24 protein-coding genes and 1 tRNA gene are annotated in these 19,470 nt (G+C 69.0%); 13 read left to right on the top strand and 12 right to left on the bottom strand.

Annotated features, from left to right (window positions below; all coding sequences use genetic code 11):
* Positions 1-84: 84 nt before the first annotated feature.
* Positions 85-300 (bottom strand): hypothetical protein, encoded by a 216-nt coding sequence (locus tag D514_RS28275; RefSeq protein WP_017829710.1) that lies wholly within the window; start codon positions 298-300, stop codon positions 85-87.
* Positions 287-1,672 carry an APC family permease gene (locus D514_RS28270; protein ID WP_017829709.1) on the bottom strand — a complete coding sequence of 462 codons (1,386 nt, stop codon included), beginning with the start codon at positions 1,670-1,672 and terminating at the stop codon, positions 287-289. The genes D514_RS28275 and D514_RS28270 overlap by 14 nt, the downstream gene beginning before the upstream one ends.
* A 253-nt stretch (positions 1,673-1,925) precedes the next feature.
* Between D514_RS28270 and D514_RS28265 the strand changes: the two genes are divergently transcribed.
* Positions 1,926-2,576, top strand: a complete 651-nt coding sequence (locus D514_RS28265) for an MIP/aquaporin family protein (protein ID WP_017829708.1) — start codon at positions 1,926-1,928, stop codon at positions 2,574-2,576.
* A 65-nt stretch (positions 2,577-2,641) separates the two neighbouring features.
* Here D514_RS28265 and D514_RS28260 read toward each other — a convergent pair whose 3' ends face one another.
* Complete coding sequence (locus D514_RS28260; protein WP_017829707.1) at positions 2,642-3,844, bottom strand: MFS transporter; 1,203 nt, start codon at positions 3,842-3,844, stop codon at positions 2,642-2,644.
* Positions 3,845-3,959: 115 nt separating this feature from the next.
* On the opposite strand from D514_RS28260, the gene D514_RS28255 reads away from it, so the two are divergent.
* From D514_RS28255 to D514_RS28215, 9 genes are all read left to right on the top strand, one after another.
* Positions 3,960-4,421: a MarR family winged helix-turn-helix transcriptional regulator gene (locus D514_RS28255; RefSeq protein WP_017829706.1), complete on the top strand. Its 462-nt coding sequence runs from the start codon at positions 3,960-3,962 to the stop codon at positions 4,419-4,421.
* A 24-nt stretch (positions 4,422-4,445) separates the two neighbouring features.
* The gene (locus D514_RS28250; RefSeq protein ID WP_144053025.1) at positions 4,446-5,255 is read left to right on the top strand and encodes a sugar nucleotide-binding protein; all 810 of its coding nucleotides are present in this window, start codon (positions 4,446-4,448) and stop codon (positions 5,253-5,255) included.
* 36 nt (positions 5,256-5,291) lie between these two features.
* Positions 5,292-5,927, top strand: a complete 636-nt coding sequence (locus tag D514_RS28245; protein ID WP_031205771.1) for a DUF1684 domain-containing protein — start codon at positions 5,292-5,294, stop codon at positions 5,925-5,927.
* 168 nt (positions 5,928-6,095) lie between these two features.
* A complete protein-coding gene (locus tag D514_RS28240) occupies positions 6,096-6,611 on the top strand; it encodes an Asp23/Gls24 family envelope stress response protein (protein WP_017829703.1) in 516 nt (171 codons plus the stop codon).
* The gene (locus D514_RS28235) at positions 6,608-6,796 is read left to right on the top strand and encodes a DUF2273 domain-containing protein (protein WP_017829702.1); all 189 of its coding nucleotides are present in this window, start codon (positions 6,608-6,610) and stop codon (positions 6,794-6,796) included. The genes D514_RS28240 and D514_RS28235 overlap by 4 nt, the downstream gene beginning before the upstream one ends.
* Positions 6,796-7,191 (top strand): hypothetical protein, encoded by a 396-nt coding sequence (locus tag D514_RS28230; protein ID WP_017829701.1) that lies wholly within the window; start codon positions 6,796-6,798, stop codon positions 7,189-7,191. The genes D514_RS28235 and D514_RS28230 overlap by 1 nt, the downstream gene beginning before the upstream one ends.
* Entirely contained in the window at positions 7,188-7,772 is a 585-nt protein-coding gene (locus tag D514_RS28225; RefSeq protein WP_017829700.1) for a DUF6286 domain-containing protein, read from the top strand. The genes D514_RS28230 and D514_RS28225 overlap by 4 nt, the downstream gene beginning before the upstream one ends.
* Complete coding sequence (locus tag D514_RS28220) at positions 7,769-8,383, top strand: hypothetical protein (RefSeq protein ID WP_017829699.1); 615 nt, start codon at positions 7,769-7,771, stop codon at positions 8,381-8,383. The genes D514_RS28225 and D514_RS28220 overlap by 4 nt, the downstream gene beginning before the upstream one ends.
* Before the next feature lie 38 nt (positions 8,384-8,421).
* A complete protein-coding gene (locus tag D514_RS28215) occupies positions 8,422-8,625 on the top strand; it encodes a hypothetical protein (RefSeq protein ID WP_017829698.1) in 204 nt (67 codons plus the stop codon).
* A gap of 16 nt (positions 8,626-8,641) precedes the next feature.
* Here D514_RS28215 and D514_RS28210 read toward each other — a convergent pair whose 3' ends face one another.
* Together D514_RS28210 and D514_RS28205 are read right to left on the bottom strand one after the other, a co-directional pair.
* A complete protein-coding gene (locus tag D514_RS28210; RefSeq protein ID WP_017829697.1) occupies positions 8,642-9,040 on the bottom strand; it encodes a hypothetical protein in 399 nt (132 codons plus the stop codon).
* Positions 9,003-10,199, bottom strand: a complete 1,197-nt coding sequence (locus tag D514_RS28205; protein ID WP_017829696.1) for a serine hydrolase — start codon at positions 10,197-10,199, stop codon at positions 9,003-9,005. Before D514_RS28205 ends, D514_RS28210 begins: the two co-directional genes overlap by 38 nt.
* Positions 10,200-10,365: 166 nt before the next feature.
* Here D514_RS28205 and D514_RS28200 point away from each other — a divergent pair, with 166 nt between their 5' ends.
* Positions 10,366-10,827 carry a hypothetical protein gene (locus tag D514_RS28200; RefSeq protein ID WP_017829695.1) on the top strand — a complete coding sequence of 154 codons (462 nt, stop codon included), beginning with the start codon at positions 10,366-10,368 and terminating at the stop codon, positions 10,825-10,827.
* A 79-nt stretch (positions 10,828-10,906) separates the two neighbouring features.
* On the opposite strand, the gene D514_RS28195 is transcribed toward D514_RS28200, so the two are convergent.
* From D514_RS28195 to D514_RS28170, 6 genes are all read right to left on the bottom strand, one after another.
* The gene (locus tag D514_RS28195) at positions 10,907-11,182 is read right to left on the bottom strand and encodes a YHS domain-containing protein (RefSeq protein WP_017829694.1); all 276 of its coding nucleotides are present in this window, start codon (positions 11,180-11,182) and stop codon (positions 10,907-10,909) included.
* A gap of 53 nt (positions 11,183-11,235) precedes the next feature.
* Positions 11,236-13,503 carry a cation-translocating P-type ATPase gene (locus D514_RS28190; protein ID WP_031205766.1) on the bottom strand — a complete coding sequence of 756 codons (2,268 nt, stop codon included), beginning with the start codon at positions 13,501-13,503 and terminating at the stop codon, positions 11,236-11,238.
* Between the two features lie 69 nt (positions 13,504-13,572).
* Positions 13,573-14,538, bottom strand: coding sequence for a hypothetical protein (locus D514_RS28185; protein ID WP_017829692.1), 966 nt, complete (start codon positions 14,536-14,538; stop codon positions 13,573-13,575).
* On the bottom strand, positions 14,535-14,747 hold the full coding sequence (locus D514_RS28180) for a heavy-metal-associated domain-containing protein (RefSeq protein WP_017829691.1): 213 nt from the start codon (positions 14,745-14,747) through the stop codon (positions 14,535-14,537). Before D514_RS28180 ends, D514_RS28185 begins: the two co-directional genes overlap by 4 nt.
* Positions 14,748-14,937: 190 nt before the next feature.
* On the bottom strand, positions 14,938-15,861 hold the full coding sequence (locus D514_RS28175; RefSeq protein WP_017829690.1) for a DUF1295 domain-containing protein: 924 nt from the start codon (positions 15,859-15,861) through the stop codon (positions 14,938-14,940).
* A gap of 17 nt (positions 15,862-15,878) precedes the next feature.
* A complete protein-coding gene (locus D514_RS28170) occupies positions 15,879-17,705 on the bottom strand; it encodes a long-chain fatty acid--CoA ligase (protein ID WP_017829689.1) in 1,827 nt (608 codons plus the stop codon).
* A gap of 246 nt (positions 17,706-17,951) precedes the next feature.
* Here D514_RS28170 and D514_RS28165 point away from each other — a divergent pair, with 246 nt between their 5' ends.
* Both D514_RS28165 and D514_RS28160 read left to right on the top strand, forming a co-directional pair.
* Complete coding sequence (locus tag D514_RS28165; protein WP_017829688.1) at positions 17,952-18,404, top strand: DUF6855 family protein; 453 nt, start codon at positions 17,952-17,954, stop codon at positions 18,402-18,404.
* A gap of 93 nt (positions 18,405-18,497) precedes the next feature.
* The gene (locus D514_RS28160) at positions 18,498-19,265 is read left to right on the top strand and encodes a class I SAM-dependent methyltransferase (RefSeq protein ID WP_017829687.1); all 768 of its coding nucleotides are present in this window, start codon (positions 18,498-18,500) and stop codon (positions 19,263-19,265) included.
* Between the two features lie 84 nt (positions 19,266-19,349).
* Here D514_RS28160 and D514_RS28155 read toward each other — a convergent pair.
* Positions 19,350-19,423 (bottom strand) — tRNA-Gly (locus D514_RS28155).
* Positions 19,424-19,470: the final 47 nt, after the last annotated feature.

Below are 19,470 nucleotides of genomic sequence, written 5' to 3'. Positions count from 1 at the left end.
CACAGCACCTCCCCAACAGGGGCGGCACACCCCCACGTGCCGCCCCTACCTCCTTCCGGCTCGTCCTGAGCCCGACCGGATGCGTCAGCCCTCGGGATCGGCCTCGGGCATTCCCGGGCCGGGTCCCGGACGCACAGGCGCCTCCGGGGCGATGTCGATGCGGGTGTTGCCGTCGTGCTCGCTGACCTCGATGCGGGGCGCGGCGTCGGCCTCGGTGGCCTCCGGCGCCGCCGTCAGCTGGTCGTGTCGCTTCTGTGCGCTCGTCATCTCTTCGTCGGATGCGTGCTCAGGCGTGCTCATGGTTCTCCTTCGGGTTGCCGACGGGTTCGCCGCCGGAGGTCTCGTTCCTCTTCTCGGCGTGCTTCCTGCCCCAGAGCGCCAGCAGGTAGAGCACACCGCCGACGGCGAGCAGGATCCCACCGAAGAGCCAGACGGCCGGACGCTGCTGGGTCAGCAGCAGGATGCAGGACCCGATGCCGAGCACGGGGACGAAGGTCCACACGCGGAAGTGATCGTTCTCGACGCGGTCCCGACGCAGCACCAGCACGGACACGTTGACGCTGAGGAAGACGACCAGAAGCAGCAGCACGACGGTCTCGGCGAGCGTTGCCAGATCCCCGACGAGGGTCAGGCCCATCGCCACGAGGGTGGTGGTGAGGATCGCGACCCAGGGGGTCCTCCTCTTCGGGAGCACGCGGCCGAGGGTGGCGGGCAGGAGGTTCTGCTCGGCCATGCCGTAGGTCAGGCGGCTGACCATGATCATCGTCAGCAGTGCGCCGTTGGCGACGGCGACGAGCGCGATGAGGCTGAACAGCCAGGAGGGGATGCTGACGCCGGTGGCCTCCACGACGGCGAGCAGGGGTCCGCTCGACTCCTGCAGCGCTGCGGGCGGGAGCGCGATCGCGCTCGCCAACCCGACCAGCACGTAGACCGCTCCGGCGGTGAACAGTGCGCCGAAGAGGGCGCGGGGGTACGTGCGGCGCGGATCCTTCACCTCTTCGATCATGTTCGCGGAGGTCTCGAACCCGACGAACGAGTAGTAGGCGATGACGGCGCCCGACAGCACCGCGATCGCAGCATTCGTGCCCTCCGGCACCTCGGTGACACGGGAGAGGTCACCGCCACCACCGCCGACGAAGATCGCGACCACGGCGACGACGATGACGAGGCCGCTGAGCTCGATCGCCGTCATCACGAGATTGGCTCCCATGGACTCCCGGATGCCGCGGGCGTTCAGGAGGCCGACGAGGGCGAGGAACGCGATGGCGACCGGGATCGTCGGCAGGTCGAGGAACGTGCCCAGGTAGTCGCCCGCGAACGCGATCGCGAGTCCGGCCGCGCTCGTGACGCCCGCCGCGAGCATGCTGAATCCGACCAGGAACGACACCAGGGGGCTGTGGAAGGCGCGCTCGGCGAAGACCGCTGCACCACCGGCACGAGGGTACTTGGTGACGAGCTCGGCGTACGAGCCTGCGGTGAGCATCGCGAGAAGCAGCGCCAGGAGCAGGGGCGCCCACAGCATCCCGCCGACCTTCTCGGAGAGCACGCCCATCAGCGCGTAGATGCCGGCGCCCAGCACGTCTCCCAGGATGAAGGCGAACAGGAGAGGCCCGGTGATCGCCCTCCGCAGCCGGGGCGAGGTCTCGGCGGCGGGAGCGGTCTCGGTCGTCATCCTCGAAAGCTACGGGGGAGGGGTGAGACCGGCCACGGGGTTGACATCCCGACGCCGTGGCCTCCTCGCCGCCCGTCCGCCCGCCGATCGGCGCCCGTCTTCAGGCTCAGCGAATTCACAGAAAGCCCGCGCGGCTCCCGGAATTCCGCGGGATGCGGCGATAGCGTCAGTGCCGCAAGAGGCTCGGTCGACCGGAGTGTGCGGGCAGGACGGGCTTCCTCTCTCTCGAATCTCCGACACAAAGGGCACTCTCATGACCGGTACGGCACGCAAGGCGCTCGCAGAGGCGCTCGCCACCTTCCTCTTCGTCCTCGCGATCATCGCGGCAGTGAACAGCGGCAGCCCGCTGACTCCGCTCGCGATCGGTTTCACCCTGATGGTGCTCGTGTTCTCGACGGGTCACATCTCGGGTGCACACCTCAACCCGGCCGTCTCGGTCGGCGTGTTCCTGCGCGGCGGCCTCAGCGTCGCCGACTTCATCTCCTACCTCATCGCCCAGTTCGTCGGTGGCGCACTGGCCGCGCTCGTCAGCATGTCCGTGTGGCCCGTCGGCGAGAAGGCCATGATCGTCGAGGTCGGCCCTGCGTTCCTCGTCGAGGCCCTCTTCACGTTGATCCTCGTGTGGGTCGTGCTCAACACCGCCACGTCGAAGGACACCGCGGGCAACTCTTTCTACGGTCTCGCTATCGGTGCGACCGTGTTCGTGGGTGCGGCGACCGTCGGATCGATCTCGGGTGGCGGCTTCAACCCGGCCGTCGCGCTCGGTCTCTCGGTCAGCGGCCACTTCGCCTGGAGCTCGCTGTGGCTCTACCTCGTCGCCCCCGTCGTCGGAGCCGTGATCGCGGCGATCCTGTTCCGCGTGCTCAACACGGACGACGCCAAGAAGATCGCCGCAGCGGAGTAGTCTCCCCGCACGCCCGAAGCGCCGCATCCTCCTCGGAGGATGCGGCGCTTCTGCGTGCGGGGGCGTCAGCCGACCGGCACCGGTGCGGTGGGGGTCGGCTTCCCGTCCCGGGTATCTGCGGCGTGGGCTCGGGCGCGGGCCGCGGCGACGACCATCACGACGAGTGCGACGCCGGTGAGGATCGCCCCCATCCAGATCGGCGAGGTGTAGCCGAGACCGGCGGAGATGCCGACTCCGCCCGCCCAGGCGCCGAGCGCGTTGCCGATGTTGAACGCCCCGATGTTCGCACCGGAGGCGAGGGTGGGTGCGCCGCCCGCATACTGCATGACGCGGCTCTGCAGGCCCGGGACCGTGCCGAAGCCGAAGCCGCCCATGAGGAACAGGGCGACGATCGTGGCCACGCCTGACTGCGCCGATGCGGCGAAGAGCACGAGGACGATCACGAGAGCGGCGATGAAGATGACCAGGGTGCGGTCGATCGCGCGATCGGCGAGGCGTCCGCCCAGCCAGTTGCCGAGCACGAGCCCGGCGCCGAACAGCACGAGCAGCCACGGCACGGCGGAGGTGGCGAAGCCGCTCACCTCGGTGAGCGTGTAGGCGATGTAGGTGAAGGCGCCGAACATCCCGCCGAACGCGAGGATCGTGACGACGAGCGAGAACCACACCTGTCCGGAGCGGAAGGCGGCCAGCTCACCGCGGAGGCTGACCTGGGCGGTGGGGCGAGGAAGGCGCGGGACGAGGAGGGCGATGCCGATGAAGGCCAGCACGCCGATGCCGGAGATCGCCCAGAAGGTCGAGCGCCAGCCCAGCTCTTGACCGAGGAAGGTGCCGAACGGCACGCCGAAGACGTTCGCGGCGGTGAGGCCGGTGAACATGATCGCGATCGCGCCGGCCTTCTTCTCGGGGGCGACGAGGCCGGCGGCGACGACCGACCCGATGCCGAAGAACGCGCCGTGGCAGAGGGCGGCGATGATGCGGCCGAGCATCGCGACGCCGTAGTCGTCGGCAAGAGCGGTGAGGGCGTTGCCGACGATGAACAGCACGATGAGCCCGAGCAGCACGGGCTTCTTGGGCAGCCGGGTGGCGGCGGCCGTGAGCACGAGTGCGCCGACCACCACAGCCAGCGCGTAGCCGGAGATGAGCCAGCCGGCTGCCGACTCGGTGACGCCGAAGTCGTGGGCGACTTCGGGCAGCAGGCCCATGATGACGAACTCGGTGAGCCCGATGCCGAACGCCCCGATGGCGAGGGCGATCAGTCCTGGAGGCATGACGATTCTCCTGATAGATTGGGGAGGATACTTGCAGACGCCGCATATTGCGCATCGAACGTTAATGATTGCACACGCAAGTATCTGGCGCAAGCAACTATCTCGGAGGATGTCCATGGGTATCGGTGACGACGCGGTCGAGGTGCGTGCGCAGGGCTGGCGGACGCTGGCCGCACTGCACGGCCTGATCGAGACCGCGCTCGAGCGCAGCCTGGGAGAGGCGGCATCGCTCTCGGTCGTGGAGTACACCGTGCTCGACGCGCTCGACAGGCAGGACGGATGGCACATGCGCATGCAGCAACTCGCGCGTGCGGCAGCCCTGAGCCCCAGCGCGACGACCCGCCTGGTCAACCGCCTCGAGGACCGCGGTCTCCTCACGCGCATCCTGTGTGCCGATGACCGTCGCGGCATCTACACCGAGCTCACTCCCGCAGGTCGCGAGCTCTACGAACGTGCGCGACCGATCCATGACGCCGCCCTCGAGCGGGTGCTCGAAGACGCGGCGGCGCAGCCGGAACTGGCACCCGTCGTCGAGGCACTGCACGGTGTCGCGCTGCCCGCGCTCGCCGCAGGCTGATCCCGACCGATCGACGGCTCCATGATGACCACGCCCTCCCGCACGCTCCTCGTCGGCTCCGGCAAGATCGCCGCACGCCTCGCACCGCTGATCCTCGAGCACGGCGAGGTGTTCGCGCTGCGCAGGAGCGACGCCGAGCCGCCCGCCGGGGTGACCGGGATCCGCGCCGACCTCGCGGAGACGCTCGACTCGCGACTTCCCGCGGTCGACGCGATGGTCGTCACGCTTCCGCCCGGTGAGGGCGTGTCGGCCTACCGCACGGCGTTGACGCATCTCGCCGAGGCCCTGCCCGCGATCCCTGCTCGCACCGTGTTCGTGTCGTCGACCGGGGTGTTCGACGGCCCAGGGGCCGTGCAGCCGATCACCGAGAAGGACGATCCGGAACCGACGAGCGCGCGCTCACGAGGACTGCGCGACGGCGAGCGGGCGGCGGTCGAGATCTTCGATGCGGTCGTGGTGAGGCCGGCCGGCATCTACGGACCCGGCCGCGACTTCCTCCTGCGGAAGGTGCGCGAGGGCGCGGCGGTCGAACACGCGCGGCGCACGAACCGCATCCACGAGACCGACCTAGTGCGCACCCTCGAACTGCTGCTGCGGACGCCCGCCCCTCCGCGGCTCGTGCACGCCGTCGACGAGAGCCCGGCACCGCTGGGAGAGGTCGTCGGGTTCATCGCGCGCGAGCTCGGTGTCGACGTGCCCCCCGACATCGGCTCTGCGGACCCGGGGGGCTTCGTGTACGACGGGTCGTTGCTGCGGTCGCTGCTCGGCGCCCTCGAGTATCCGACCTATCGCGAGGGATACGCCGAGATGATCGCGGACCCCACCGCGAGCTGAGGCGCCGTCGTCGGCAGCGCCGCGTAGCCTGGGGCCATGACGAGCACAGCTGCGCGCACCGCCATGGAGGTCGTCGACTGGCGGCGCCGGGTCTTCGCCCTGTACGACGCCGTGCGGATCGCGGACTCCCCGGAGGAGGCGCACGAACTCTGGCGGATCGAACGGGACGACCTGATGCTCCACCACCCGGCCACCCCGTTGCTGCCCGAGGACAGGGCGCTGTTCGAGGGGCTCCCGATCGCCTCGTACGACCCGCAGTGGCGCTTCGAACTGCCGATCCTCCCCGCAGACCCCGGCGGCTTCGAGTTCGCGACCGGCACCGACGGCATCGTCCCGTTCGAGCGGATCGGCCGTGTGGAGATCCCGGATGCCGGATCGCTCGACGTCTGGCGGCTGGCCTCCTACGGCGGCGGTCTCTTCATCCCGGTGCGTGATGCGCTGGCCGGCCGCCCCGGCGGAACCTACGGCGGCGGACGCTACCTGATCGACACGGTCAAGGGCGCCGACCTCGGATCCGACGCCCGGCGCGGCACGATCGTGCTCGACTTCAACTTCGCCTACAACCCCTCGTGCGCCTACGACCCGGCGTGGGCCTGCCCACTCGCGCAACCGGGGAACGTGCTCCCGACCGCCGTCCCGGTCGGGGAGATGTACGGCGTCGGGAGCGCCTGAGCGCCTGAGCGCCTGAGCGCCTGGTCTTCCGGGCTCCTGCGCGGATCCGGAACGAGTTTGTGACGAATCGACGTGCACGCACGTCCTATCTCCGAGCGAGCGTTTCGCTCCCGGCGGGAGTCTCACACGGGACCCGCGACCGGTCTTCAGATCGAGATGGGACACCTCATGGCAAACCAGGACCAGAACACCCCCGCTCCGGCCGAGAAGGAGCTCGCTCAGGCTGCTCCGAAGGCTGCCGGCGCCTCCGCGTCGCGCGTCGACCGGTCGAGCGGATTCTCCGCTTCGCGCATCCCCGCCGACGAGAACGCCGCGGGTAAGACGACCATCGCCGACGGCGTGGTGGCCAAGGTCGCCGGCATCGCCGCGCGTGAGGTCCCCGGCGTCTACGCGCTCGGTGGCGGCGGAGCCCGCGCCTTCGGCGCCATCCGCGACGTCATCAACGCCACCGACCTCGCTCAGGGCGTCAAGGTCGAGGTCGGCGACACGCAGGCCGCAGCCGACCTGACCATCGTCGTCGAGTACCCGGCACCCATCCAAGACGTCGCGAACAACGTCCGTGCTGCTGTCGCCGGTGCGATCAGCCGCCTGGTCGGCCTCGAGGTCGTCGAGGTCAACGTCGAGGTCAACGACGTGCACGTGCCCGGCGACGACAGCGACGACGAGGAGTCGCGCGTCTCATGAGTGCCACAACGGTCGGCGCCCTGATCGGCGCTCTGCTGGCCCTCGCCGCCCTGCTGTTCGGGTTCTGGGGGTTCCTCCTCATGGCCGTGTTCGCGGGCATCGGGGCGCTCGTGGGCCGAATCGCCTCCGGCAAGCTCGACGTCCGCGGTCTCGCAGACGTCTTCACCGGGCGGCGCACCTCCTGATGCGTGCCGACCAGCACATCGCCGGCGGCGACGCTCTCTCGGGAGTCGCCGCCGGCGGGGCCGCCCTCCGCGGTCGCGTCGAGGTGAAGGAGCGCGTCTATCGCACGGTCACCGAGAAGGCGTCCGCGACGTTGATCGGGGTGCCTCGCAGCGACGTGAAGGTCGATGTCGCGGAGCACCCCCGGGGGATCACGGTGCGCATCGCCGCGCCTCTTCCCGTCCCCCGCCTGGATGACACGGCCGCGATCGCTCAGACCGTCCCCGTTCTCGAGCGGGCGCGGGATCTGCAGGAGCAGTTGCAGCAGCACCTGAGCACGATCCTCGGACGCAACGTCATCCGCATCAACCTCACCGTCACCGGTGCCACCATCCCGGAAAGGAGACGAGTGCAATGAGCACCCCGGTTCTGCGCCGCGTCATCCGGCGCGAGACGCACTCGCCGCGGACCGTCGCGATGTTCGTCGCGGTGGTCCTGCTGATCCTGGCCCTCGCATACATCGGGCTCGAGATCGTGTTGAGCCTCGCCGCGCAGCCCGCGCTCCTGATCGGTCCCGCCGCAGCCGGAGGGTGGCTCATCGGGCTTCCCACCGCGCAGCCCGCCGGGCTCGTGATCGCCGGCAGCGTCGTCCTCGCCCTCATCGGCGTGATCTTCATCGTGCTGGCCATCACCCCGGGGCGGCTCTCGAAGCACGTCCTGGACGGGGGTGGACGGGCCGTGGTCGTGGACAACGGTGTGATCGCCAGCGCGCTGGCCCAGCACCTCGCAGAGGAGACCGGCCTCGCCCGCGACAGCATCACCGTAGGCGTCGGTCATCGCACCGTCGACGTGACCGTGCGCCCCGGCATCGGCATCCCGCTCGACAAGGCCGACGTGGCCTCGGCCGCCGAGGCGGAGCTGCAGACCTACCGGCTGGCCCACCGGGTCCGCACCCGGGTGCGCATCGAGCGACCCGCCGAGAAGGAGGACGAACTGTGAACAACACCAATCGTGCGTTGAATCGCACCCTGCTCCTGATCATCGGGGTGCTGTTCCTCGGGCTCGGCGCCCTCGGCATCGCCATCATGAGCTGGCCGACCGCGTCGGACATCTGGGCCGCAGGCGGCAAGGACGCGCAGTCCTGGCTCGACCAGGCGATCGCCGCGACCGCGATCGCCGGTGGCGGCCTGTCATGGATCGGCATCGGCGCTGTCGCGGCGATCGTGGTCGTCATCGTCCTGCTGATCCTCGCGCTCACCAGCATCGCGGGTCGCCGCTCGAAGACCGTGCTCCGCTCGACGGGAGCGCAGAACCCTCTGGGCCGCGTGACCGTCAACGAGTCGTTCGTCTCGGATGCGGTGAAGAACTCCCTCACCACTCGGGACGAGGTCCTCTCGGCGCAGGTCACGGCCAACGACGTGCGCCGCCGGCCGGTGCTGCACGTGTCGGTCACCCCGCGGCAGAACACCGATCCGCGCGAGCTCGTCGACCATGTCGACCGACTGCTCGCCAACCTCGCGGTCCTGACCGGCCGCGACACAGAGACGTTCGTCTCGGTCCACACGAGCCTTCGGGCCCGCCTCGCGCACGACCAGCGTCGACTCTCCTGAGCGCGCGGGTCGCCGCACCTCCGCAGAAAGCAGACATCATGCGCAACAAGATCCTCCTCGTCGTCGGCGTCGCCTTCGTCGCGTACGTCCTCGGCAGTCGGTCGGCGACCGTGCAGATCAACAAGGGCGAGTCGGTGAGGCATCAGCTGGTGCGGATGTGGAACGACCCCAAGGCCAGGAAGCAGCGCCACAAGGCCGCCGAGAAGGCGGCCAAGAAGGCGCGCAAGGCACTTCGCGGCTGACCGACGCGCGGGCCCCTCAGACGACGTGCGTGTTCGGCAGCGGGCTCACGGTCGGGCGGGCGTAGGTGCGACGTCGGGCGGAGATGTCGGTGGGCCGGGCCGCGCGCGGCACGCCGCGGTCGACCGCGATCACCTCGAACTCCTGGATCTGCGCTGGCCGCACCGGGGTGAGGTGGATCATGCAGATCAGCTCGCCCCGCTCGGCGGGGATCGACCACGTGATGTCGGCCGGAGTCGCCGAGGAGACGATCTCCGGTGCTCCGGCATCCTGGCGCAGCGGACCCACCTGGGCGACGAGTTCGTCGATCGCGGCGCGGCGCTGAGGAAGCGGACGATCGAAGTCGATGTTGTCGGCGAAGATCTCGGCGGCCGCATCGTCATCCCAGGAGCGCACCAGCGCGTCTGCTGCCGCCATCAGCCGCCGCGTCTCCGGCCACGGCCGTACGGTCCGGGCGGGGGTGTCGTGCACGGCGAGGGCGCGGAACAGCGCATCCTCCGACAGAGCCACGGGGGTTGCCCCGGTGGCTGTTGGTGAGCACGACCACACCGATACCGGAATCGGCGTGCCACACCATGTTCAGGATGAACCCGGGAAGACCGCCGCTGTGGGTGACGATCCGGCCGCGGTGCAGGTCTTCACGCACGAAGAGGCCGAGCGCGTAGCCGCCCGTGACGAACTTCCAGGTGCCATCGGGTCGCGCCTGGAGGGAGGGGATGTCGACCTGATGGATGCGCTGCAGCTCGCGCCGTGAGGCCCGGCTGACGACCGCGCCGTGATCGTCGGCGCCGGCCATGGCTGGTCGGGTGGCTGCGGCGAGGAAGCGCACCCAGACGCTCAGGTCGGTGATCGTGGACTGCATGCCTCCGGCCGCGGCCATGGCGTCGGACACGGCCGGAGGGAACCCCGCCCATTCGCCCTCGGTGTTCAGCGAGTAGCCGACCGCCCGGAGAGTGCCGCCCTCCGGGGCGCGGTTGTCGAACCACGTCCTGTTCATCCCCAGCGGCCGCAGGATCTCGTCGGTGACCCAGTCCTCCACGCGCCGACCGACGGCCTTACCCACCGCGAGGCCCGCCATGGTGAAGCCGATGTTCGAGTACTCGAAGGCGCTGCCGGGATGGTTGCTGTAGTTGAAGCCCGGTCGGATCCGCTCGACGAGCTCCGCTTCGGACAGGCCCAGGAACGGGTCGACCCACGAGTTGTCCTCGGTGAGACCGCCGCCCATGCTGAGCAGCTGCCGCAGGGTCGGGACGTCAGCCGGCTCATCGCCCACGGTGCCGTGCCACTGCGGATAGAAGTCGGTGATGGGGGCGTCCAGGTCGAGGAGTCCGCGGTCGCGGGCGAGCAGCGCGCCGAGCGCCACGAAGCTCTTGGTCATCGACGCGATCGGGAACACCGTGTCGGCGTCGGGGGCGTTGCCCTGGTCGTCTGCGGTCCCGAACCCCCGGGTGTGCTCGAGGCCGTCGGCCCCGACGAGTCCGTACACGAGCCCCGGCGACTGGCCCGCCGCCGTGTACTGGCCGAAGAAGGCATCGAGCTGATCGACGAGCGGCACCACGAGGGTTTCGCTGGACATGGAGACTCCCTTGTTCTGGGGTGGCAGGAACGCCGGTTCGTCTCCAGCCTCTCGTGCCCGGCGCGCGAAGTCATGTCCGCGGGAACCGAGTGTCGCCATCGGATGTGTGCGGGGTCACGAAGGCGGCTGCTTTCCGGCGTGCGGTGAGCGTCGGTAGCCTTCGAACGTGGGATTCTCGCTGCTCGGACTGCTCGTCAGCATCGTGGTGCTCGCCCCCAACCTCCTGCTGCTGTGGTTCCCCCCGCGAGGACCGAACGTGGTCGTGCGCGTGCCACGCCTGCTCGAAGGGAGCGAACGGGCGGGACAGGCCCTGTGCCTGGTGGTGCCGGCGATCACGCTCCCCGGTGCGATCGTCTGGGGGTGGGCGCTGCCCGTCGCCGTCGCTCTTGCCGCCTACTACGCGCTGTGGGGCCGGTATCTCGTCGCCGGTCGTGCGCAGGTTCTGCTCTATGCCTCGCTCTGGCGTGTTCCCGTGCCGATGGCGGTCATGCCGGCGCTCGTGTTCCTCGGCGCCGCGGCGTGGGTGAGCAACCCGTGGATCGCGGTCGCCGCCGTCGTCCTCGCCATCGGCCACATTCCGGTCGCGCTCCTGACGAGACGTGCGATCCGCTCGGCTCCGTCAGAGTGACACGGCTGGCGGCGTTTCTCTCCACGATGCCCGCGGGGTTCACGGCGCACGCAGAGGCGCCGCGAACCCCGCGTCGGGCTCACGCCATCTGGGCGGCGTACTTCGCGGGGTCCGCGTCGAAGGCCGGACCGCACCCGGCGCAGCAGAAGAAGTACCGCTCGCCCTCGTGGTCACGGTAGAGGCCGGCGGCCTCCGCGGCCTTCTTGCTGACCGGGTTGCCGACCATGACCGGGCAGGTGGTGAGGTCGTCGCCTGCTGTGCTGGTCAAAAGGTTCTCGCGGCCGTTGCCTGCGGCGGCGGGGTTGATGGCGCTGGTGCTGCAACAGCTCGGTGCGGCCTCGGTGTTGTTCGTCATGCGGGATGGTTCCTTTCTCGAGTGCTTCTGGTGGAGGGAGATGGTGCGTGTCATCACTTGGCGATGCTCTTGAACCCGCGCAGGCGCAGGCTGTTGCCGACGACGAAGACGCTGGAAAGCGCCATCGCCGCGCCGGCGAGCATGGGGTTGAGCATTCCGAGTGCGGCGACGGGGATCGCCGCGACGTTGTAGGCGAAGGCCCAGAACAGGTTGGTCTTGATCGTTCCGAGTGTCTTTCGCGACAGCCGGATCGCATCGACCGCGCTGCGCAGATCGCCGCGCACCAGGGTGATGTCGGATGCTTCGATCGCGACATCCGCGCCGGTACCCATCGCGAGTCCGAGATCGGCCTGTGCGAGTGCGGGGGCGTCGTTGACGCCGTCGCCGATCATCGCGACCACCTTGCCTTCGCGCTGCAATCGAGAGACGACATCGACCTTGTCCTTCGGGAGGACTTCGGCGATGACCTCCTCGATACCCACCTCGGCCGCGATCTGCCGGGCCACGGCCTCGTTGTCTCCGGTGAGCAGGATCGGGGTCAACCCGATCGCCGTGAACTGAGCGATCGCTTCGGCGCTGCTCGGCTTCACGGTGTCGGCCACGACGAGGATGCCTCGGGCCTGACCGTCCCACCCCACGGCGACGACGGTCTTGCCCTCGCTCTCGGCGCGGGCCTTCGTCGACGCGAGTTCACGGCTCAGCTGTTGCGACCACTCGGCGAGGAGCGAATCGCGGCCGACGAGCACGGCGTGGCCGTCGACGATCCCCTGCACTCCTTTACCCTCGATGTTCGCGAAGTCCTCGGGCGTCGGCAGTGCGCCGACCTCCTGGGTCGCCCCCTTGGCGATCGCCTGTGCGATGGGGTGCTCCGAGGCATCCTCCAGGGCGCCGGCCAGCCGCAGCAGCTCCGCACGATCTGTGCGGTCCTCTGTGAACACGCCGACGAGTGTCATCTTGCCGGTGGTGACGGTGCCGGTTTTGTCCAGCACGACGGTGTCGACCTTGCGGGTGGACTCCAGAACCTCCGGGCCCTTGATGAGCACGCCCATCTGTGCGCCGCGACCAGTGCCGACCAGAAGCGCCGTGGGGGTCGCCAGACCGAGCGCGCACGGGCAGGCGATCACGAGCACGGCGACCGCCGCCGTGAACGCCGCGGTCACGGGGAATCCTGCCCCGAGCCAGCCGCCGAGCGCCACGAAAGCGATCACGATCACGATCGGCACGAACACTCCGGAGATCCGGTCGGCGAGGCGCTGCACCTCGGCCTTCCCGGTCTGGGCGTCCTCGACCAGCTGCGCCATCTGTGCCAGTTGCGTGTCCGAGCCGATTCGTGTCGCGCGGATCACGAGTCGGCCGCCGACGTTCGTCGTGGCACCGGTGACGGCGTCGCCCTCGGCCACCTCGACCGGGACGGCCTCTCCGGTGAGCATGGATGCGTCAACGGCCGAGGTGCCGGAGACGACCACGCCGTCGGTGGCGATCTTCTCCCCGGGGCGCACGATGAACTCGTCGCCCACCTGGAGATCCTCGACGGGGATCTTCGTCTCCACACCGCCACGCAGGACGGCGACCTCTTTCGCGCCGAGTTCGAGGAGAGCGCGCAGGGCCGCGCCGGCCTGCTTCTTCGACCGCTTCTCGAAGTACCGCCCGGCGAGGATGAACATGGTCACCCCTGCGCCCACCTCGAGGTAGATGTTCGCCGCCCCGTCGGACGGGGCCAGCGCGAACTCGAACGGGTGCGTCATGCCCGGCGTGCCCGCTGTGCCGAAGAACAGTGCGTACAACGACCACAGGAACGCGGCCGAGGTGCCCATCGAGATGAGCGTGTCCATCGTGGCGGCGCCGTGCTTCAGGTTGGTCCATGCGGCCTTGTGGAAGGGCCATGCCGCCCAGAGGATCACGGGAGCAGCCAGCGCGAGCGATGCCCACTGCCAGTACGTGAACTGCAGCGCGGGGATCATCGCCATCGCGATCACGGGCACGGTCAGCACGATCGCGCCGATCAGTCGGTTGCGCAGCGACCGCAACTCAGGATCCGCGTCATCGGCATCACCGGCGGCCGTCCCGTCGTTCCTCTTCCCCTTCGGGGCGGGCAGAGCCGCGGAGTACCCCGTCTTCTCCACCTCTGCGATCAGCACCGCCGGGTCGTAGCCGTCAGGGACCGTGATCTTCGCCTTCTCGGTCGCGTAGTTCACGGTCGCCACGACACCCTCGAGCTTGTTCAGCTTCTTCTCGATCCGCATCGCGCACGACGCGCAGGTCATCCCGCCGATCTCCAACTCGACGCCTGACCCCATGCTCGGAGGTGCTGATGTACTCATGTGCTTTTCCTTCTGTCGGCTGTGTGTGCGGGAAGCAGTGCGGAGCTGCCACGGGGCGATGCTCGTCGCTCAGTGCCCGTCGTCGTGGGAGTCGCCGTCGGACGCGGCCGGGTCAACTCCCGGAGTGGCGTCGACCACGAACTCGGCGGTGTGCACCTGTCCGTCGACCTGGAAGTCGAGGTACAGGAAGTACCGGCCGGCGGTCAGCGCCTCGGCGGCGAACTCGATCTCGGGCCCTGAGGTCTCGCCGACCTCAGGCTCTTCCCCCTTGGCGTGCACGTGCAGGTAGGCGAGGTCGCCGTCGCGCAATGCGACGAGGTGGCCGAAAGCCCCCAGGTAGGGCTCCAGAGCGGTCACGGGCTTGCCGTCTCGCGTCACGGTGAGGGTGAGGTCTTTGGCCGATCCTGCCGTGAGGTCGCCGTCGAGCGAGACCGTGAAGTCGCCGACCTGCGCGGTCTGCGTCGGCTGCGGCGTCACCGGGGTGAACTCGCCCGCCACCTGGACCGTGCGTGTGAGAGTGAGCGAAGGGGCATCCGCGCCGGCGGGGGTGAAGTCCGCGAAGACGCGATAGGTCCCGGCTTCCGCCCATTCCCACGGCAATGACCACGTGCCCGTGCTCTCATCCAGCGTCGGGTGGACGTGACGGAACAGGCTCCCGTCCGAGCGCACCACGATCAGGTGCAGGTCCTTGTCATGCGCGGTCGTGTAGTCCGTGACCGGGGTGCCTGCGGCGTCGAGGATCTGGAACTGCAGCTCGCCGGAGGTCGCGACGGCTCCCGGCGCCTCGACCGGCGACAGGACGTATCCTTCCAGGCCGAGCGAGAGGCCTTTCAGGCTGTCCGCTGCGGCATTCGCGGACTCCTCCGCGGCCGTCGTGGCGGCATCGTGGCGGCCGTCGTGACTGTTCATCTGCGTACCTTCCTTCCACTCGCTGACAACGCTCGGGGGAACGATGGCGCTGGCGAGGCCGAAGGCCCCGCCGAACGCCACCACGACGCCGATCCCGTAGATCGTGAGGCGCGCCCCGGCGTTCATGCCGTCCGCACCGCCGAGTACCCCGCCTCCGCGACGGCAGCCAGAATCTGCGCATCGTCGAGGGAACCGGAGCCGGTGACGACGAGCGTGCCCGTCTGTGCGCTCACCTGGATGTCTTCGACGCCCGGGACTTCGGAGACCTCTTCGCGGATCGACATCTCGCAGTGTCCGCAGGTCATGCCGGTCACCTGGAACTCGTTCGTGGTCATCGCGTTTCCTCTTCTCGTGGTCCGTACCCGTATGGGGTACTCGTCATAACCGTATACCCCGGTGGGGTATTCCTTCAACTTCCTCGGAGGACGCGCAGAAAGACATCGACGGCGCAGGTCACGGTCGTGACCTGCGCCGTCGAAGAGAAGGCGTTCGTGCCGGGCTACGGCGCCGAGGTGCGCTGAGGGTCTATACGGCCTTCTCGCGCACGGCCGGCCGCGTGAGCCGCGGGATCAGGGAGGGCGTGTTCTCGCGGTAGGCGATGTAGTCGGCGCGATCGCCCCACTTCTTCTCGGCGCGCGCCTCCAGCAGCGGGATGCCGCTGACCCGGGTGAGCAGCAGGATCACGAACAGCGGCGAGAGGAGTGCGACCCACTGCCATCCGGCCAGCACCGGGGCGGCGGTGACGAACACGCCCACCCAGATGACGATCTCGCCGAAGTAGTTGGGGTGGCGCGACCGCGACCACAGGCCGGTGCGGATGAACTCGTCCCGGTTCTGCGGGTCTGCGCGGAACGCCGACTTCTGCGCGTCGGCGATGATCTCGATCGCCATCCCGATGACCCACACGATGATGCCCACGACGGTCAGCCACCCGATGGGGGCCCGGGCACCGGCATCCGTGCTGATCGCGATCCAGGCCGCGGCCGCGGTCAGCGACACCCACGCGCCCTGGATCACCCACACCTGGAGAAAGCGCAGCGGGGAGCCCTTGATCTCGTCGAAACGGCCGTCTGATCCGGCCTTGTGCACGCGCAGGGCCAGGAAGGATCCGAGGCGGGCGGCCCACAGCATCACCATCGCCGCGAGGATCCAGCTGCGCGCGTCGGGCAGGGGCGACAGGAGGACGAGTGCCGCGGAGATCACGAGGAAGGTGAGGCTGCCGGTGAGATCGAAGAACCGCTCGGTCTGCAGGATCATCGCGGGGATGAAGGCGATGACCTGGATCGCGAAAGCCGCGGCGACGGCCAGGGCGAACAGCGGGATGCCGCCGAGTGTCGCACTGTTCTGGCTGCCGGCGAGCGCGACGAGCGCGCCGATCACGAGCGCGGCGATGATCGCGATGAGTGAGGAGCGGGAGGACTTGGGGGCTGTGGGTGCGGGGGAGGACATGGCGTGCTTTCTGTTTCTCAGAGGTACAGGTCTTCGACGGTGACGGCTGCGCGATCCAGCACGACGTTCCGCTTGAGTTTCATGGTCGGTGTGACGAGCCCGCGGTCGTCGAGGTCGGCGAAGACCACGCTGAACCGGCGGACCTGCTCGCTGCGCGCCACGAGGGCGTTGGCGGCGTCGACGGCGCGCTGCAGGTGGGCGCGCAGCGCCGGGTCGTTCACCGCACGGATGTCGGACGGTGCGGCTAGGGGGATGCTGGTGCCTTCCGCGGCGGCCCACGCCCTGGCCTGCTCCGGGTCGAGGACGAGCAGCGCGGAGAGGTACGGCTTGCCCTCGCCGACCATCACCGCGTGCGAGACGAGCGGATTCGCTTCGACCGCGCTCTCCCAGCGGGTCGGCACGATCGTCTTGCCGTTCGACGTCACGATCACGTCCTTGAGCCGGCCTTCGAGGATCAGCCTGCCCTGCTCGTCGAGTCGCCCGAGATCGCCGGTGCGGAAGAAGCCGTCGACGAAGGCGCCCTCGTCATGGGCCGGGTTGCGATAGCCGCTGAAGACGCCGAGGCCGCGGGCCAGCACTTCGCCCTCATCGCTGATGCGAACGGTGAGCCCTGGCAGGGGCGAGCCGACGCTGCCCGAGGCGATGCGACCTGGCAGGTTGCCGGTGAGCGGCGCCGTCGTCTCAGTGAGGCCGTAGCCCTCGATGACGGGGACCCCGATGCCGCGGAAGAAGAGCGAGAGCTCGGTGTCGAGGGCCGCTCCGCCCGACAGGATGTACCCGACCCTCCCACCCATCACGGTGCGAAGACGCCGGTAGAAGAGGGCGTCGAAGACACGGTGGCGCACGCGGAGGCCGCGGTTCCTGGCGATGCGCCTGCCGGCGTCGATCCGCTCGGCGCGGCGGCCCCACGCGATGGCCGTGGCCTCGGCCTTCGCCCAGACTCCCGCGAGGCCCTTGTCGGCGGCTTTGCCCGCGGCAGCCGCCTGGATCTTCTGCAGCACCCGCGGCACGACGACCAGGAAGGTCGGGCGCAGGGTGTCGAGGGTGGCGACGACCGTCGACGGGTCGGAGAGGTGCGCGATGCGCATGCCGCTGGCCAGGCAGATCAGCTGAAGCCCGCGCGCCAGCACATGGGCGAGGGGCAGGAAGATGACGGTGTTGCCGTCTTCGTTCACGATCTCGCTGTACGCGGCGGCGATGTTGAGCACCTGACCGAGGAAGTTCCGGTGGGTGAGCACGACGCCCTTGGGCTCGCCCGTGGTGCCCGAGGTGTAGACGATCGTCGCAGGATCGTCCTGGGTGGCGGTCGTTCTGCGGGCCTCGAGTTCCTCGTCGGTGACGCCGACACCGCCTGCGACCAGATCGGCAAGGGTGCCGGTCGTCTCGGCATCCATCGTCCACGCGCCGAGCGTGACGGCGTTCGTCTTCGCGAGCGCCTCCTGCAGGAGCGCCGTGTGCTCCGCGGTGCCGCCGATCGCCAGACGCACACCGGCATCCGCGACGATGGCGTTCACCTGCGACGGCGAGGAGGTCTCGTAGATCGGCACGACGACGGCACCGGCGAACCAGGCCGCGAGGTCGGCGACGGCCCACTCGTAGCGCGTGGGCGCCATGATCGCGATCGGGTCGCCGGCCTGGATGCCCTGGGCCATGAAGCCCTTCGCCAGCGCGCGCACCTCGTCTTCGAAACCACGCGTCGTGATCGGTCGCCACGAGCCGGTCGACGGGTCTTCGACCTCGAATGCCACGTGGCCCGGGGCGGCGGCGGCCCGCGCCACGAGCAGGTCGGTGACGTTGCGGTAGCCGTCGAGGGCGGCAAGCGGCGGGGTCGATGACTCGAGCATCGGGGCTCCTCTCGGTCGTGCGGGCGGCTCGGAGGGCGCGCGAGCATCGCCCATCCGCTCTTGTTCGGAACCGATGACGATTCGGATGGGATGTCCTGCCGGGCGCGAAGTGGTCGACCCGACGACAAAGCCCCCGGGGTCCGGGGGCTTCATGGATGTCACTTCCAGATGATACGGCTCCTGCCGCCTGCGGACCGCACGAGAGACAGGGAGACCCCGCCGGGCCTTCGGGAGTATCGTGAGCGCATGGTCGACAGCGCCGAGGAGAGCACGAACGAGCAGCACTGGTCCGGCGCAGGGACTCCGACGGACCCCTGGGTCCTGAAGACCGCGCCCTTGTCGTCCGAGTACACGATCTTTCGGGATGACGACACCGATCCGGCCCTCTTGGTCTGCCAGGTGGGGTCGACCAGACTTACGTACCTCGCGCGCGCGATCGATGACCTCCACGCAGAGCTGCTCCGACGTGGCGACTGGGTGACGCTGGGCGCCGCCGACGAGAAGAAGGAGCCGGCGCCAGACTCGGTCGAGGCATGGGGCCGCTCTGAGGACAACCCCGTGGGTGGCTGGTACGGCCGGCGGAAGGGGTACCGAGGCCGTTTCGGCATGTACCTGCCGCCCCTTCTCGAAGCCCTCGGACTCGTCGAGCTCGAGCACAATGCTCGCAACAATCGCGTCAGGGCGATCGCGCGCGCATAGGGCCGCCGCCGGTGGAGCCTCCCCTGGCACTCAGCACGCGATGAGGCGCTTTGGGCGCGGAGGTTCGTGCGGGTCGAGTTGTAGGCTGATCTGATGGCTGACGAGTCACAGAACCGCTATGGAGCGCTTGCTGCGCGGGTCTATCACCTGGACAAGCCCATCGGGCATTCGTTCGGCGATGTCGAGTTCTACGGTGACGTCTTGAGCGCGATCGCAGGTCCAGTCTTCGAGCCCGCAGTGGGAAGCGGAAGGGTCTTGATCCCGCTGCTCGAACGCGGCATCAACATCTCGGGCTCGGATCCCTCGAACGAGATGCTCGACGTGTGCCGCGCGGAGTGTGCTCGCCGTGGGCTGGAGACGACGTTGTCCGTCGGCACCTTCGAATCGATCCCGCAGGATCTCGAGCTCTCCGCGGTGATCATTCCCGCTGGCTCGATCCAGTTGCTCACCGACCCGGTTCGGGTCCAGCATGTGTTCGCACGCGTGCGTTCAGCCCTCTGTGACGGTGGCCAGTTCGTCTTCGATCTCGATCCGTTGAGCACGCTCGCTCAGGCGGAAGCGCCAGCCCGATGCTGGACCGATGGCGCTGACACATTGACCATGACCAGCGCGCTGGAGCGGACCGACTACGCCGCCCAGACGACCGTGTCTCAGCTGCGTTATGAGCTCTGGCGGAACGGCGAGTTGCAGCACACAGAACTCGACCGGTTCGCGCTTCGATTCTGGGGAACGAACGAGGTGGTGCTCGCTCTCGAAGCGGCGGGGTTCGCGCACGTCGAACTCATCGCGGACTACACCCCCGGCAGACAGGTGACCGCCGACACCGTGACGACGACCGTCATCGCAACGAAGAGTCTCTGACAACTCTGGTCCACCGCATTCGGAGCGCCACGGTACGCTCCGGGATCTAGGTGCACGTGAGTTCGCTCGGGGCGAGACGACAAGTGGAGGGGCTGACGGGAATCGAACCCGCGCTGTCTGCTTGGGAAGCAGAAGTTCTACCATTGAACTACAGCCCCGTACTCGCATCCGAGGAGCGAGCGAAGGCCAGCCTACCTGCACGCCG

Origin of the sequence: Microbacterium sp. UCD-TDU, from assembly GCF_000340625.1 — a bacterium.
GTDB classification, from domain to species: Bacteria; Actinomycetota; Actinomycetes; order Actinomycetales; family Microbacteriaceae; genus Microbacterium; species Microbacterium maritypicum.
Note: the sequence above shows the minus strand (reverse complement) of the source record. Positions and strands in the feature narration are given on the sequence as shown.